The 15,064-nt window shown below is 42.4% G+C and carries 11 protein-coding genes; 8 read left to right on the top strand and 3 right to left on the bottom strand.

What is annotated here, in order from left to right:
* Positions 1-92: 92 nt before the first annotated feature.
* A complete protein-coding gene (gene aceE / locus H3V01_RS01960; protein WP_370520371.1) occupies positions 93-2,801 on the bottom strand; it encodes a pyruvate dehydrogenase (acetyl-transferring), homodimeric type in 2,709 nt (902 codons plus the stop codon).
* Positions 2,802-3,754: 953 nt separating this feature from the next.
* Between aceE and H3V01_RS01955 the strand changes: the two genes are divergently transcribed.
* Both H3V01_RS01955 and H3V01_RS01950 read left to right on the top strand, forming a co-directional pair.
* Positions 3,755-4,723: a DnaJ C-terminal domain-containing protein gene (locus H3V01_RS01955; RefSeq protein WP_198185842.1), complete on the top strand. Its 969-nt coding sequence runs from the start codon at positions 3,755-3,757 to the stop codon at positions 4,721-4,723.
* Between the two features lie 15 nt (positions 4,724-4,738).
* Positions 4,739-5,005: a chaperone modulator CbpM gene (locus H3V01_RS01950; protein ID WP_078475325.1), complete on the top strand. Its 267-nt coding sequence runs from the start codon at positions 4,739-4,741 to the stop codon at positions 5,003-5,005.
* A 34-nt stretch (positions 5,006-5,039) separates the two neighbouring features.
* On the opposite strand, the gene mtgA is transcribed toward H3V01_RS01950, so the two are convergent.
* Both mtgA and aroE read right to left on the bottom strand, forming a co-directional pair.
* Entirely contained in the window at positions 5,040-5,735 is a 696-nt protein-coding gene (gene mtgA, locus H3V01_RS01945) for a monofunctional biosynthetic peptidoglycan transglycosylase (protein ID WP_084547417.1), read from the bottom strand.
* On the bottom strand, positions 5,732-6,541 hold the full coding sequence (aroE, locus tag H3V01_RS01940) for a shikimate dehydrogenase (protein ID WP_198185841.1): 810 nt from the start codon (positions 6,539-6,541) through the stop codon (positions 5,732-5,734). Before aroE ends, mtgA begins: the two co-directional genes overlap by 4 nt.
* A 461-nt stretch (positions 6,542-7,002) precedes the next feature.
* Between aroE and H3V01_RS01935 the strand changes: the two genes are divergently transcribed.
* The 6 genes from H3V01_RS01935 (at position 7,003) to H3V01_RS01910 (ending at position 15,063) form a co-directional block, all read left to right on the top strand.
* Positions 7,003-8,475, top strand: a complete 1,473-nt coding sequence (locus H3V01_RS01935; protein ID WP_198185840.1) for an MFS transporter — start codon at positions 7,003-7,005, stop codon at positions 8,473-8,475.
* Positions 8,476-8,549: 74 nt separating this feature from the next.
* Positions 8,550-9,680: a DmpA family aminopeptidase gene (locus H3V01_RS01930; protein WP_198185839.1), complete on the top strand. Its 1,131-nt coding sequence runs from the start codon at positions 8,550-8,552 to the stop codon at positions 9,678-9,680.
* A 431-nt stretch (positions 9,681-10,111) separates the two neighbouring features.
* Complete coding sequence (gene glnA, locus H3V01_RS01925; RefSeq protein ID WP_198185838.1) at positions 10,112-11,530, top strand: type I glutamate--ammonia ligase; 1,419 nt, start codon at positions 10,112-10,114, stop codon at positions 11,528-11,530.
* 352 nt (positions 11,531-11,882) lie between these two features.
* Positions 11,883-13,382, top strand: a complete 1,500-nt coding sequence (gene ppx / locus H3V01_RS01920) for an exopolyphosphatase (protein ID WP_198185837.1) — start codon at positions 11,883-11,885, stop codon at positions 13,380-13,382.
* Between the two features lie 25 nt (positions 13,383-13,407).
* Positions 13,408-14,484, top strand: coding sequence for a magnesium/cobalt transporter CorA (gene corA / locus H3V01_RS01915; RefSeq protein WP_084549883.1), 1,077 nt, complete (start codon positions 13,408-13,410; stop codon positions 14,482-14,484).
* Between the two features lie 81 nt (positions 14,485-14,565).
* On the top strand, positions 14,566-15,063 hold the full coding sequence (locus H3V01_RS01910; protein WP_025330379.1) for an acyl-CoA thioesterase: 498 nt from the start codon (positions 14,566-14,568) through the stop codon (positions 15,061-15,063).
* Position 15,064: the final 1 nt, after the last annotated feature.

The following is a 15,064-nucleotide window of genomic DNA, read 5'->3' as shown; positions in this document are numbered from 1 at the left end:
ACAGCAGGCTTAAGCCTGCGTCCGACAATCATTAGCTTGCACAGCCAGCAAAACCTGCCTGAAATCCGAATGAACTTCAGGCATTGGGTTTATTAACGTGCCCAGCTCGGTTCTACATCAGCCTTGATACCATATTTATTGATGGCATCCTGTACCACCTGTTTACTGATCTTGCCTTCATCAGCCAGACCATTCAGAGCAGCTACAGCCACGTGGTAACGGTTGATTTCAAAGAACTCACGTAAATTGTCACGGGAATCACTGCGACCAAAGCCATCTGTACCCAGAACTGTGAACACATCCTGTGGTACATAAGCACGAATACGGTCAGCAAAGTGACGTACATAATCGGTTGAAGCCACAATCGGACCTTCATGACCAGACAGTAATTGAGTCACATAAGGTACTTTCTGGGTATCGGTCGGATGCAGACGGTTGTAACGTTCGATATCAATACCATCACGGTACAGTTCGTTAAATGAAGTCACACTCCAGATATTGGCATCAACATCGAAATCCTGTTTCAGCAATTCTGCTGCAGCAATCACTTCCTGCAAAATAACACCGGAACCCATTAACTGCACTTTCAGTTTACCGCTGGTACCTTCCTGCAACAGATACATACCTTTCAGAATCTGCTGTTCGATTCCATCACGCTGCGGCATAGCCGGATGTTTATAGTTCTGGTTCATCAGAGTGATGTAATAGAACACATCTTCACGATCTACATACATGCGCTGCAGACCATGCTGAATAATGACAGCAACTTCATAAGAGAAGGACGGGTCATAGGAAATGCAGTTCGGAATCAGCTCAGCCTGAATATGGCTGTGACCATCCTGATGCTGCAAGCCTTCACCGTTCAGAGTTGTACGGCCGGAAGTACCGCCCAGCATAAAGCCGCGGGCACGCTGATCACCAGCAGCCCAGGCTAGATCGCCGATACGCTGGAAACCAAACATTGAATAATAAATATAGAACGGGATTAGCGGGCAATCATTATTGGAATAGCTTGTTGCAGCAGCAATCCATGAGCTCATTGCACCCGGCTCATTAATACCTTCCTGGAAAATCTGACCATTTTTAGATTCTTTATAGAACATCAGCTGGTCGTGATCCTGCGGGGTGTAAATCTGACCTTTTGGATTCCAGATAGCATACTGACGGAACAAACCTTCCATACCGAATGTACGGCTTTCATCCGGCACAATCGGCACAATCCGCTTGCCGATATTTTTATCTTTAAGCAGTGTACTCAGAATACGTACAAAGGCCATTGTTGTAGAGAACTCACGGTCACCGCTATCCTGCAACTGAGCTTCAAATTCACTTAATGGCGGAATTGGCAGCTGCTCAGAATCAGGATGACGGTAAGGCAGGAAGCCACCCAGCTGAGCACGGCGCTCTTTCATGTATTTCATTTCTTCGCTGTCTTCAGGCAGTCGGAAGAATGGCAGAGTATGCTCCATCTCTTCATCAGTTACCGGAATCTGGAAACGATCACGGAACTGTTTCAAAGATTTCATATCCATTTTCTTAGCCTGGTGAGCAGTATTCTGTGCCTCACCAGAAGCACCCATACCATAACCTTTAATGGTTTTAGCCAGAATTACAGTCGGACGTCCATCCGGATTATTAACTGCTTCATAGTAAGCGGCATACACCTTATGCGGATCGTGACCACCACGGTTCAGTGACCAGATTTCATCGTCTGACATATTAGCCACCATGGCTTTCAGTTCAGGCGTATTGAAGAAGTGTTCGCGCACATATGCGCCATTCTGTGATTTATACATCTGATAATCACCGTCAACACATTCTTCCATGCGTTTTTTCAGCAGATTATCTTTATCCTGAGCCAGCAGTGCATCCCACTTACTGCCCCAGATTACTTTCAGTACATTCCAGCCGGCACCGCGGAAGTTGCCTTCCAGTTCCTGAATAATTTTACCGTTACCGCGTACCGGTCCGTCCAGACGCTGCAAGTTACAGTTAACAACAAAAATCAGGTTATCTAATCCATCACGGGCAGCCAGTGCAATTGCGCCCTGACTTTCCGGCTCATCCATTTCGCCGTCACCACAGAATACCCATACTTTACGGCCCTGAGTTTTCGCCAGACCACGGGATTCCAGATATTTCAGCAAACGAGCCTGATAAATACCCTGGATTGGTCCCAGACCCATAGATACTGTCGGGAACTGCCAGAAGTCAGGCATCAGCCATGGATGAGGATAAGAAGACAGACCATTACCATGTACTTCCTGACGGAAATTACTCATCTGTTCTTCAGTTAAGCGGCCTTCAACAAATGCACGTGCATAGAAACCAGGTGCACTATGACCCTGGAAAAATACCAGATCACCTTCCTGATTATCTGTTTTACCATGCCAGAAGTGATTGAAACCAACATCATATAAAGTAGCACAAGACTGGAAGCTGGCAATATGCCCGCCCAGCTCAAGATTCTTTTTGCTGGCATTTAATACCAATGCTGCTGCATTCCAGCGCACCAGTGATCGGATTCGGTGCTCTAATTCATGATTACCCGGTGATTTTTTTTCTTTACCAACAGGAATAGTATTCAGATAGGCTGTTGTGGCACTGAACGGCATATAAATGCCTCGGCGGCGGATATAGCGCACCAGGCTTTCCATTAAATAATGCGCACGTTCAGGTCCCTCTTGTTTCAGCACCGAGCTGAGTGAATCCAGCCATTCCTGGGTTTCAATCGGATCGATATCTTGATCATGGAAGTCAGCAGACATAGCAATATCCTCTTTCATTTGGGATTGAGTCATGAACAAAACACTTTATGTTGTTGCTATTTCATTTATCATTTTCTTTATTAACCAGATGCTTTACCAAATTAATTAAAAGAAATACAAATAAATTCAAATAACTTACAATAAATCTGCATAATCTTAGTTGAATAAAAGCATATATTATTGTGATGCAACATACTGTATTTTCGTTTAAATCGTACCAGCGTAATACCTAAACAGCAATGTATTTTTACACCAATTTTCTGATTTAAAACAAGTAAACAAATTATCACAGAAATTTTATCAGAATGTGGTAAATGATTTTTACTATGTCAAAAACAGGTAATTAGATAAAACAAAAGTAAATATAATAAGTTATATTAATACTAAATACGTAATTATCATTAACAAAAACTATTTCTTATTAATAAATTCAGAATTGAAATTATTTTTGAATTTATGCACATTAGTTGGCATTTATTAACAAATAAATTTTATTTTATACAAACGCTATTAATGAGTAATCATATTTGTTTATTCGCTGCTTTAAACAACCAAACCTAAATCAAGTTATCAGTATCAGTTTTATTCAGACAAATGAGATTTTCTTTATTTTTTATCTTAGTTTTAATTCTTTAGAATTTTATTTATAGTTTAATGTTAAATAATTATCATAAATTGATCCCATAAAATTATTTCACATTCTGTTATTTTCAATCTCAATTTATAATTTATTTAATCTAATCAATATTATATTAGCTGGATTATTACAATTTTTCTTTACCGCATTATCAAATCAAGTTTTAATTTCTTTCAGACTTCAAAAATTAATCATTTCATTTTTATTTATCTATAATTAAAACACAAATATACATTTTATTAATTGTTTTTACTACCTAAAATAAGCACTTTAAATCTTAATCATTTGACCTTATTTTGATTTAAATAGTATTTTGAAAACGAATAGAAATTTCAGCAAAGGATAAAATATGGCTGAACGCAATTATTATGAAATTCTCGGTGTTGATCGAAAGGCCAGCGAAGACGATATCAAAAAAGCCTATCGTAAACTAGTTCGCAAATATCACCCTGACGTGAGTAAAGATCCTGATGCCGTAGCCAAAACTAGTGAAATCAATATTGCTTATGAAACCTTACATGATAAGGAAAAACGGGCTGAATATGATGAAATGCTGGACAATCCGTTCCGGCATAGCAGCCGGCAGGCTGGAGGCAGCCAGGGTGATTACAGTTATCAGCAGTATGATTTTGACCCGAGTCACTTTGGCCAGAACGGAGCCTTTGGCAATGGCGATTTTCGTTTTGACGACTTGTTCTCTGCTTTCGGCAGCAGTGCAAGACAAGGCTTTCAACAACGCCGAAGCGGCCCGGCAGGCGGAGAAGACCAGCATGCTGAGCTAGTTATTGATATTGCCGCAGCCTATCAGGGAGCACAGCGTAATTTATCCCTGGATATGCCTACACTGAATGCTCAGGGGCAAATGGCTTATGAGCGTAAAACACTTAATGTAAAAATTCCGGCAGGGATTACTGAAGGTCAGCAAATCAGGCTTAGCGGTCAGGGATTACCTGGTTTTAACGGTGGTTCATCTGGAGATTTATATTTAAAAATCAGTTTCCGTAATCAGGATAATTTATATGTCCAGAACCGTAAAGATGTTTACCAGCGTATCAACGTCGCTCCCTGGACTGCTGCATTAGGCGGTAAAACAGATATTACTACTCCGGCCGGCAAACTGAGTGTCAATATTCCTGCCAACAGCCACAACGGGCAGAAAATGCGCCTGAAAGGTAAAGGTATACCGGCAAAAGCAGCCGGTGATTTGTATCTGCTGATTAATATTGTGCTGCCACAAGCCAGTAACGAAGCAGACCGTGCCGCATGGCAGGCACTTGCCACGCATTACGCCGGTTTTAAACCACAGAATCATGTTTGATAACAGGAGCGAAGAATGAATAAAAATCAACAAGATATTGAATTAAGCTTTGATGATCTGGTTCGTGCCTGTGACAATCAGAGTAACTGGATATTAAGCCTGATTGCTGAAAGCGTTATTCCTGTTGAACAAGAACCGCAATTGGCGCGCTATAGTGGCTACCATATGGCTATTGCCCGCCGCGCATGGCGTATTCATCGTGATTTTGATGCCAGTGCGAGTGCCACTGCACTGATTCTGCAATTACTGGATGAAGTAGAAGATTTACGCCGACGCGGTTAATCCGGAGTGAGTAATTAACCAATACTCTTTGCAGTTACTGGTCATTATCCGGCAATTGTGCAGAACCCATTCGCCGTAAAATAACATTGGCTTTACGGCGGATTTCTTTATCTCGCGGATGATCAATGTAATAAAGCGGCCTGGGTACACGCGCAGCGAGTTTGGCTGCCTGTTGCGGAGACAACTGCATAGCGGTTCGCCCATAAATCGTTTCACTGGCCGCTTCGGCACCGTATACCCCATATCCCCACTCAATAACATTCAGATATAGCGCAAAAATCCGGTCTTTATTGGTTGTAGCTTCAAGCAGCGAAGTAATCACTGCTTCTTCTGCCTTACGCCAATAACTGCGGCTTTCAGATAAAAACAGATTTTTAGCCAGCTGCTGGCTGATGGTTGACCCGCCAGCCTTAATATTACCCTGACGTTCATTTTTTTTGATTGCCGTACGGATACCATTCCAGTCAAAACCATCATGTTCAGCAAAACGCGCATCTTCTGAGGCAATCAGCGCTTTTTTCAGATTGGGCGAAATACGGTTGTAAGCTACCCACTGATAATTCAACTGCGTATCCGGACGGGTTTCAGCCAGCTCATGCATACGTAACAACATAAACATGGTGCGGTGCGGTGCCACTGTCCGATAGATTAACAGACTGCCATAAATATAAACATTAAACAGCAAAAACAGCGTAACGAGCACAATTAACAAATTACGCACGATTTTCATGACCGTTCCATTTCTTTACGTATCTGCTCGGTTACCGGCCGGATATCAGGATTAAAACCATGCCACAGTGCATATGAGGCTGCTGCCTGCGCTACCAGCATACCAAGACCATCAGCCAGATTGCGGCACCCTGCTTCATGAGCCTGAAGCAAAAAAGGGGTTAGCTTTGCCGAATACATCATATCGTAAACCAGTTGCGCTCTGGCCAGTACAGGTGCGGACACAGGCAATTTCTGCCCGTGTAAACTACCTGAGGTAGCATTGATAATGACATCATATTCCGGTTTTATCTGCGTTACCGCACACCAGTTTACATTATGCTCCTGAGCAAGCAGCTGCGCTTTTTCTGCTGAGCGGTTAGCAATGGTCAGCGAAGCCGGCAGTTGCTGCAAAAGCGGCTGAATGACACCACACGCTGCTCCACCCGCTCCCAGCAGTAATATATGTTTATTACTCAGAGAAAAAGACAATAATTCTTCAATTGCCCGCACCAGACCGATACCGTCAGTATTGTCTCCCAGCAACTGTCCGTTGCGCCAGAATAAGGTATTAACAGCTTTTGCTGCTTTAGCCCGCTCAGTCAGCACATCAGCCAGAATATAAGCCTCATACTTAAAAGGCACAGTAACATTAGCCCCGGTTCCGCCGGCTTTAAAAAATTCTCTGGCTTGTGCAGCAAAATCATCTAAAGCAATCAGACGCCGCTCATAAATTAACTTTTGACCGTGCTGAGCAGCAAAAGCCTGATGAATTTGCGGAGAACGGCTATGCGCTACAGGATTACCCAATACTGCAAATATACTCATTGACTCCCCTCTGCTATGTAAATAACTGTTGCCATTATCCAGACTACACTGGTCAAAGGCAAAACCCTATCATAAAACCATTAATTTTTCTTTCATGATAAGCAGACGCTGGCTTTCATACGCATGCATATCTGGCCGCTAAATAAACTTCTGCCTGAATAAAATTAATTTTTTAGCCTGAAAACCAGACAAATTAGCAACAATTGTAAAAATTTATTTTTATTTAACTTCAATTTACCGTATGATTTACCCACGCTTACTCTTTAATTTTCGGATTATCGATTAGCTGTAATAAAACCTGATTACATCCAGGTAAACACAAAACTACTTATCAATCAGCTGGCATTTAATCAATCAGCACGTTCAAAAAATAATTTGATATCAGACCAGTATCTGAAGCAAAAATTTTTATGCAATGCATATTGCAATGCCAATTGATATAGTTTTTATCAGGATGAATCATGCATACTCGCCGGCCTGTCACTCCTCACACATTCAATAAATTACCCTTACACGTTAAACTGGGATATGCCATCGGACAAATGGCTGATTCACTCGCCTATAATCTTTTTTATGTTTTTTATCTTTTTTTTCTGACAAACGTTGCCAGCATTCCTGCTGCTCAGGCAGGTACCATTGTTCTGATTGCTGTTATCTGGGATGCTGTGGCTGATCCGCTGGTAGGTCAGTTTTCAGATAATATCTGTTCACACTGGGGGCGGCGCAGACCATTAATGCTGGCAGCTATTCTGCCATATACGCTGCTATTGTTACTGCTCTATACTGATATTTCATCTCTCAGCACCAATCAGAAAATGGTTTATTTCACCATAATTGCCATTCTGTTCTGGTCTGCTTACAAAATTTACGTCATACCTTTCTACACTTTAGGTGCAGAAATGACCAATAACTTTGATGAACGTACTTCGCTTCGGGTATGGGCGGGTTATGCACTTAATGCAGCCGTTCTTGTATCTTCTTCCGCTCCGCCGCTGATTGTTAAATGGATTGTAGATCATGGATTCAGTGTCAGCAGCGGCTGGCACGGCGTGAGTGTGATATTTGCTGTTCTGACTTTACTGAGCGGACTCACCTGCTGGTTTCTGACACGTGGTTATGAACTGCCTGTCCGGCATAAAACAAGCCGAATACACAGCAGATACCGGCTTCTGGCTTTTATTCGCGAAGTTATCAGTAACATGATTGAAATCTGGCGTCTTTCATCAAGTAAATTTCTTGGCGCATCAGTTTTTTTCTGGTCGGCTGCTTACGCGCTCAGTACCGGAGCCTTATATTATTTATTCTTAAACAACATGGCATACAGCGAAAAAGATGCTGCGATCTGTTTTTTGATTTACAGCTTACTGGCTCTTGCCTGGCTTCCCGCTGTTAATTATACCGCGCAGAAATTTGATAAAAGAAATGTCTATTATCTGTCTATGCTCATCAGCTCAATAGGCACAGGCCTATTCTTTTTTTGCGGATTTCCTAACAGAACTATGCTGATAATTTTTTTAATTCTGCTGCAACTTGGTAATAGTTATTTTTGGACTATATATTATTCCATGATGTACGACATTAGTGAGCTGGATGATTTTATTAACAACAAACGAAGAGAAGGAGCAATTACAGCCCTAATGTCATTCTTACAAAAATTCGGTAGTGCACTGGCCATTTGGTTTATTGGTTTTTATCTGGAGAAACATGGATATATATCATCCACAGGTCAGGAAACCATTATTCAGCCACCACTGGCACAACAGGCTATTCTGGAATTAAACACATGGATTCATGCATTAGCCGGCATTATTGCTGCACTGTGTGCCATTGGTTATCCACTGACCCGCAGCCGTTATCAGGCATTACTTACAGCCCTTAAAGCAAAAAAAGAGCAGCAGCCGTACACCACCAGTAATTTCAAACAATTATTGTAAAAATACTGCAAAAGCTGATATTTACAATATAATCAAGATAAACAACATGATACATGTAAAAAAGGAGAAATATTATGACTAAGAAACGTGCACGGGAATTAGGAATTCCTCTAACCGGCACCACTGGCAAAAACAATGCGATAACCGATGTATGCGGCATTGAAGTTGGCTACAGTACCATTATCTATGGTACACCGGATGATTATACAGGTCCGGGTTCAGCCTTTGCCCGTACTGGTGTAACCGCTATTTTGCCCAGAGGTAAACAACGCAGTGCTGTATTCGTTGGCAGGCATGATTTAAACGGTAATGGAGAATTAACCGGCACACACTGGCTGGATGATTCAGGTTTAATGCATGGTCCGGTACTCATTACCAATACTAACAGCGTAGGTATTGTTCGCGATACCTCCAGCAAATGGATGATAGATAATCACTTTTATTTTCCATATGTTAACAATGGTCACCCTGTAGACGGCGTTGGATATTTTTATCCGGTAGTGGGCGAAACATGGGACGGATTATTAAACGACATCAATGGTTTTCATATCAGGCCAGAACATGCACTTGAGGCTTTAAATAATGCACACGCAGGTGCCATTGCTGAAGGTAACGTCGGTGGTGGCACCGGCATGATCTGCCATGATTTCAAAGGTGGTACCGGCACCGCATCACGTATAGTCAGCACAGAAGCCGGTGAATTTACTCTGGGGGTACTGGTACAGGCCAACCATGGTATGCGTGATACTTTTCAAATTTGCGGTATTCCGCTGAAAGATGAATTTGGTCCTGAAACCATGCCAGTAATTAATACTTTTGCCCCCAAACCGGGAACAGGATCTATCATTGTGATTCTGGCTACCGACGCCCCTTTACTTCCCTGGCAACTGAGTAAACTCACCAAACGTGTTCCTATTGGCATCGGCTTACTCGGCGCTTATGGTGATAACGGTTCCGGCGACATTTTTCTGGCTTTCTCTACCGCTAATGAAAATGCTTACAGTCTGGGCATCAGCAAAATTGATATGCTGAGCGATGAAATTATTGATCCGCTTTATATTGCCACAGTAGAAGCAGTTGAAGAAGCTGTATTAAATGCTTTATGTGCAGCTGAAACCATGGAAGGTCGTGACCACAATCTGGTTCAGGCACTACCGCAGGATCAACTGTTAGCTATTTTGAAAAAATACGGAAAAATCAAATAAATAATTAATATTTATTCATTTCAGCCCGTTAATTATGAGTTGATAGATAACTTACAGGCTGAAACAAATCAATACGATTCGATTCAAATATCAACATTCTGAATCAATAACATAAGAAAATTTGAAATAACGCCTTTTATTTACGGTAATATTCTGCCTGATACATCAACCTGGCTCTTCCTTATTTCCTGACAATATTTGATTTATTAAATTTTTCTGTAGTGAATATCTAAATCTGATAGTTCACAAATTCTGATATAAACCAGAATAGATATATATAACAACATGTTTTTAAATAAATTAATTTAATCCGTTATAAAAAACCAGCTTTTTTTACATCAATGCGTTTTTTTTACAAATTGAATGTGGCAGAATCACCTTAACTTGCCGGAGAGTTTGTCACTCTCCAGACCTTAATGGGAGCCTTAAATATGTCAATAAAAAAAGTAGTTAGCCTGATTGAAGAAAATGATGCCAAATTCATTGATTTGCGCTTTACCGATACAAAAGGCAAACAGCAGCACGTATCCGTACCAGCCAGAATTGTGCTGGAAGACCCTGAAGAATGGTTTGAAAACGGTCAGGCTTTTGATGGATCTTCCATCGCCGGCTGGAAAGGAATTCAGGCTTCCGATATGACTCTGAGACCAGATGCATCGACAGCATTTATTGACCCTTTCTATGATGACACCACAGTTGTTTTAACCTGTGATGTTATCGATCCGGCCAATGGTCAGGGTTACGACCGTGATCCGCGCTCCATCGCAAAACGTGCCGAAGCTTATCTGAAATCAACCGGTATCGGTGATACTGCATTCTTTGGTCCGGAACCGGAATTTTTCGTGTTTGACGGCGTAGAATGGCAAACCGATATGAGCGGTACCCGTTACAAAATTCATTCTGAAGAAGCCGCATGGTCTAGCGGTAAATCATATGACGGTCAGAACACCGGACACCGCCCGGGCGTTAAAGGCGGCTATTTCCCTGTAGCACCTGTTGATTCCGGTCAGGATTTACGTTCTGCCTGCACCCAGACACTGGAAGCGATCGGCATTCCGGTAGAAGTACATCACCACGAAGTTGCCACAGCCGGTCAGATGGAAATCGGTACCCGCTTCAATACATTGGTGCGCCGTGCTGACTGGACACAAGATATGAAATATGTCATCCAGAATGTAGCGCACAACTTTGGCAAAACTGCTACTTTCATGCCAAAACCTATTCTGGGTGACAATGGTTCCGGCATGCATGTACATCAGTCTATCTGGAAAGACGGACAAAATCTGTTTTCCGGTGACGGCTACGCCGGCTTGTCTGATCTGGCTTTGTACTACATCGGCGGTATCATTAAACATGCTAAAGCACTGAATGCGCTGACTAATCCGTCAACCAACTCTTACAAACGTCTGGTACCGCATTTTGAAGCCCCGACCAAACTGGCCTACTCTGCCAAAAACCGTTCAGCTTCTATCCGCATTCCGTACGTTGCCAGTGCAAAAGCCCGCCGTATCGAAGCTCGCTTCCCGGATCCAACCGCTAATCCTTATCTGGCTTTCACCGCTTTGTTAATGGCGGGACTGGACGGCATCCAGAATAAAATTCATCCGGGTGATCCTTCAGATAAAAATCTGTACGACTTACCACCGGAAGAAGATGTTCTGGTACCAACCGTATGTGCTTCTTTAGAAGAGGCACTGGAAGCACTGAAAGCAGACCACGAATTTTTAACCCGTGGCGGCGTATTCAGTCAGGACTGGATCGACAGCTATATTGAATTCAAGAGCGATGATGTAAAACGCATCCGTATGGCACCACATCCGCTTGAATTTGAAATGTATTACAGTCTGTAAGATATTAGTCTCAAGCTGATTCTCAGACCGCTTATCTGTGAATAAATCTTCCATACCGGCAAAATTTATCCCACAGATACAGCGGTCTGAATTGTATCCGGATTTCAGCTGACTCAAGCTTTATACACTGCTGCAATCTGTCAGCATAATAGCAATGTAAAGTATTCAGCTCTGCCGAAATACTTAAGTACATTCAATCACAAATTTCCCCTTTTTATTTTTATCCAAAAATAAAATTCACTGTTACTTGTGTATCATTTTCGCCGACAGCATTCGGTAAAACAGCCATTCATGGCAGTTACGGTAGGGATACGGTAACATTATGTCTATCTGAACTAAAAAAATATTTATTATGACCACGCAAGACATGCTCGCTACTGTAGACCTAGGCTCTAACAGCTTTCGTCTCCAGATTTGCCACAATCAGAACGGCCATTTACAGGTCATTGATTCCATCAAAGAAATGGTAAGGCTGGCAGCAGGACTGGACGAACAAAAAAATCTTGATCAGGATTCTCAGCAACGCGCATTGGATTGTCTGGCCAGATTCGGAGAAAGGCTGCGTGGTTTCAATCCTGATCAAGTAAGAGTTGTTGCAACCAATACTTTTCGCGTTGCCAAAAATATCAGTCAATTTATACCGCTTGCCGAAGCCAGACTGGGTTTTCCGATTGATATTATTGCCGGACGCGAAGAAGCCAGACTGATATATACCGGTGTGGTTCATACCTTACCGCCTAAGGGTGAAAACATGCTGGTAATAGATATTGGCGGCGGCTCTACTGAATTTGTTATCGGACAGGATTTACAGCCTGCCATTACCGAAAGCCTGAATCTTGGCTGTGTTTCCTACAGTATGCGGTTCTTCCCGCGCGGTAAAATACACCATAAAAATTTTCAGGCCGCAGTCAACAATGCACGGGCAGAAATTCAGCGTATTTCTGTCGCACTCAAAAATATTGGCTGGCATCACGCTATTGGTACCTCCGGCTCTGCCCGCTCTATTCGCGATGTGATTGCAGCCGGTGACACAACCATCGATGCAATTACCGCAACACAAATGCACAAAATTGCCAATCATATTATTGCAGCCGGAAGCACCAAAAAAGCCAAACTGGAAGGCTTAAAATCAGACCGGACAGAGGTTTTTGCCGGCGGACTGGCTGTAATGATCGCCGCCTTTGCCGAACTGAATATCAGCGAAATGACAGTAACCGATGCAGCACTGCGGGATGGTGTGTTTTACGACATGATCGGACGACAACTTGGTGATGATATGCGCAACCAGACTATAGCTGATTTTCAGCAGCGCTATCATGTTGACACCATCCAGGCAGAACGGGTAGCTGGGCTGGCTCAAATGATATTCAATCATCTGTCCGCCTCCGTCTCTCCTGATCATCCGGAACAATGGCAGCAATATGTACACTGGGCTGCGCTGGTACATGAAATTGGTCTGGATATTTCCCATACTGGTTTTCATAAGCATGCAGCCTATATCCTCGATCAGGCTGATATGCCCGGTTTTTCACGTAAAGAACAGCATATTCTGGCCACAATGGTATTAGGACAGCGCGGCGACCTACGGAAAATAGCCGAATTCAGTCAGCAGGAAATGCTCTGGCTGGGTATATTGTCATTACGGCTGGCTGCACTGTTCTGCCGGGCACGGCAAGACATTCAGATACCGGTGAATCATTGTGACATTCACTATGACAAACAGTTAAGGAAACTGACCATCAGCCTGAGTAAAGAATGGTTAAAACACAATCCGCTTACAGATAGTGTCTTATTGCAGGAATCTGTTTTATGGCAGAAAATTGGATTACAGTTAGAAATCAAAGCTATGTAAACCAGAAATCAGTCAAGGATGTCCCATGAGTACAACGCCGAATGTTTCCAGTAACAAACTGGCTCAGACCCATAATCTGCCTAGTCTGGTACATCGCAGCAATGTCAGCAACATGCCGGCACAATCCATGACTATTATCCGGATTAAAGAAAAGCAATTAATCAATCATAGCTTCACCGGCGACGATATATGCAGTAAAAACATACCTGCACCTGATACAGACTGTCTTACATGGATTCACCTGATTGGTATTACTGATAACGAACAGCTGCATCAGCTATTACAGCCTTTTAATATCCATGAACTGGCCATGGAAGACATGCTTAGTCGCAAGCAGCGTCCGAAAATTGAAGACTACGGACATTATCTGTTTGTAGCCGCACGAGTTTTTGTTTATAAAAAACAAAAACTGCAATATAACCAGATTTATATCATCATTGGTCAGAATTATATTATTACTTTCCAGTTTGAACCGCTCGGATTACTGCATATTATCCGTAAATATATTCAGCATAATTACAGTGATATCTACCGCAAAGGAATTGATTTTCTGGCGTATTCATTGCTGGATCGTATCATTGATGATTATTTCGTTACTGTAGATGAATTTGATAATCGGGTTGAAGGTGTAGACAAACGCCTGTTTAGCAACAGTAATAAAAACTTACTGATTCTGATCCACCAGTTAAAACGTGATGCCAGTAATCTGCGCCGTACCCTTTCCCCCATCCGTGATATTGTCGGCCGAATTGTACATGGTGAATTTTCCATGTTCAGTCAGAACACCCATGTTTATTTACTTGACGTGTATGACCATACCCAGCAATTAATGGAAACGCTCGACAGTGCACGAGATACTGTAATGGGCATGATGGATGTGCATTTATCCTATCAGTCAAACCATCTGAATGAACAAATGCGCATGCTTACCGTTATCACTATCATCGTCATGCCACTGAATGTCCTTACCGGTATCTATGGGATGAATTTTGATAACATGCCTGAATTACACTGGCATTATAGTTATTTTGTGGTACTCGGCCTTATGGCGACTATAATTATTAGCTTATTAATTTATTTTTACAGACGTCGCTGGTTATAACTATCAATAGCTTCTATAATAACAACCAGTCTTCATAGAAAGACAATAATTAACACAGAAACACACATCAGAGGCTATTCCATGAAACCTACACCTTTACCACCGCAAGGTGCGCAGCATCAGCTTTCCATGTCTGTACTTATGACTCCGGCATTAGCAAATTTTCACGGAAATGTACATGGCGGAGATTTACTCAAGCTACTGGATCAGGTAGCCTATGCCTGCGCCAGTCGTTATTCTGGCGAATATGTAGTAACATTATCTGTTGATCAGGTAATATTCAAAGAACCAATTCACGTGGGCGAACTCGTTACTTTTTATGCGTCAGTTAACCATGTCGGCCGAACTTCTATGGAAGTTGGTATTCGCGTAGAAGCACAGGATATCCAGCATCGCAGTGCACGACACACTAATAGCTGTTATTTTAGCATGGTTGCTGTAGACAAAAACGGCAAACCTACAGTTGTACCGCCGCTATGTATTGCCAGCGAAGAAGAGGCTCGCCGTTTTCAGGAAGGAGCCATTCGCAAAGAAGCCCGGTTAAAGGCTGCAAAAACCAGACATACACAATCTGCCTGAT

Source organism: Snodgrassella sp. M0351, assembly GCF_016100575.1.
Taxonomy (GTDB): Bacteria; Pseudomonadota; Gammaproteobacteria; order Burkholderiales; family Neisseriaceae; genus Snodgrassella; species Snodgrassella alvi.
The sequence above is the reverse complement of the archived record's forward strand: the minus strand, read 5'-3'. Positions and strand labels throughout refer to the sequence as shown.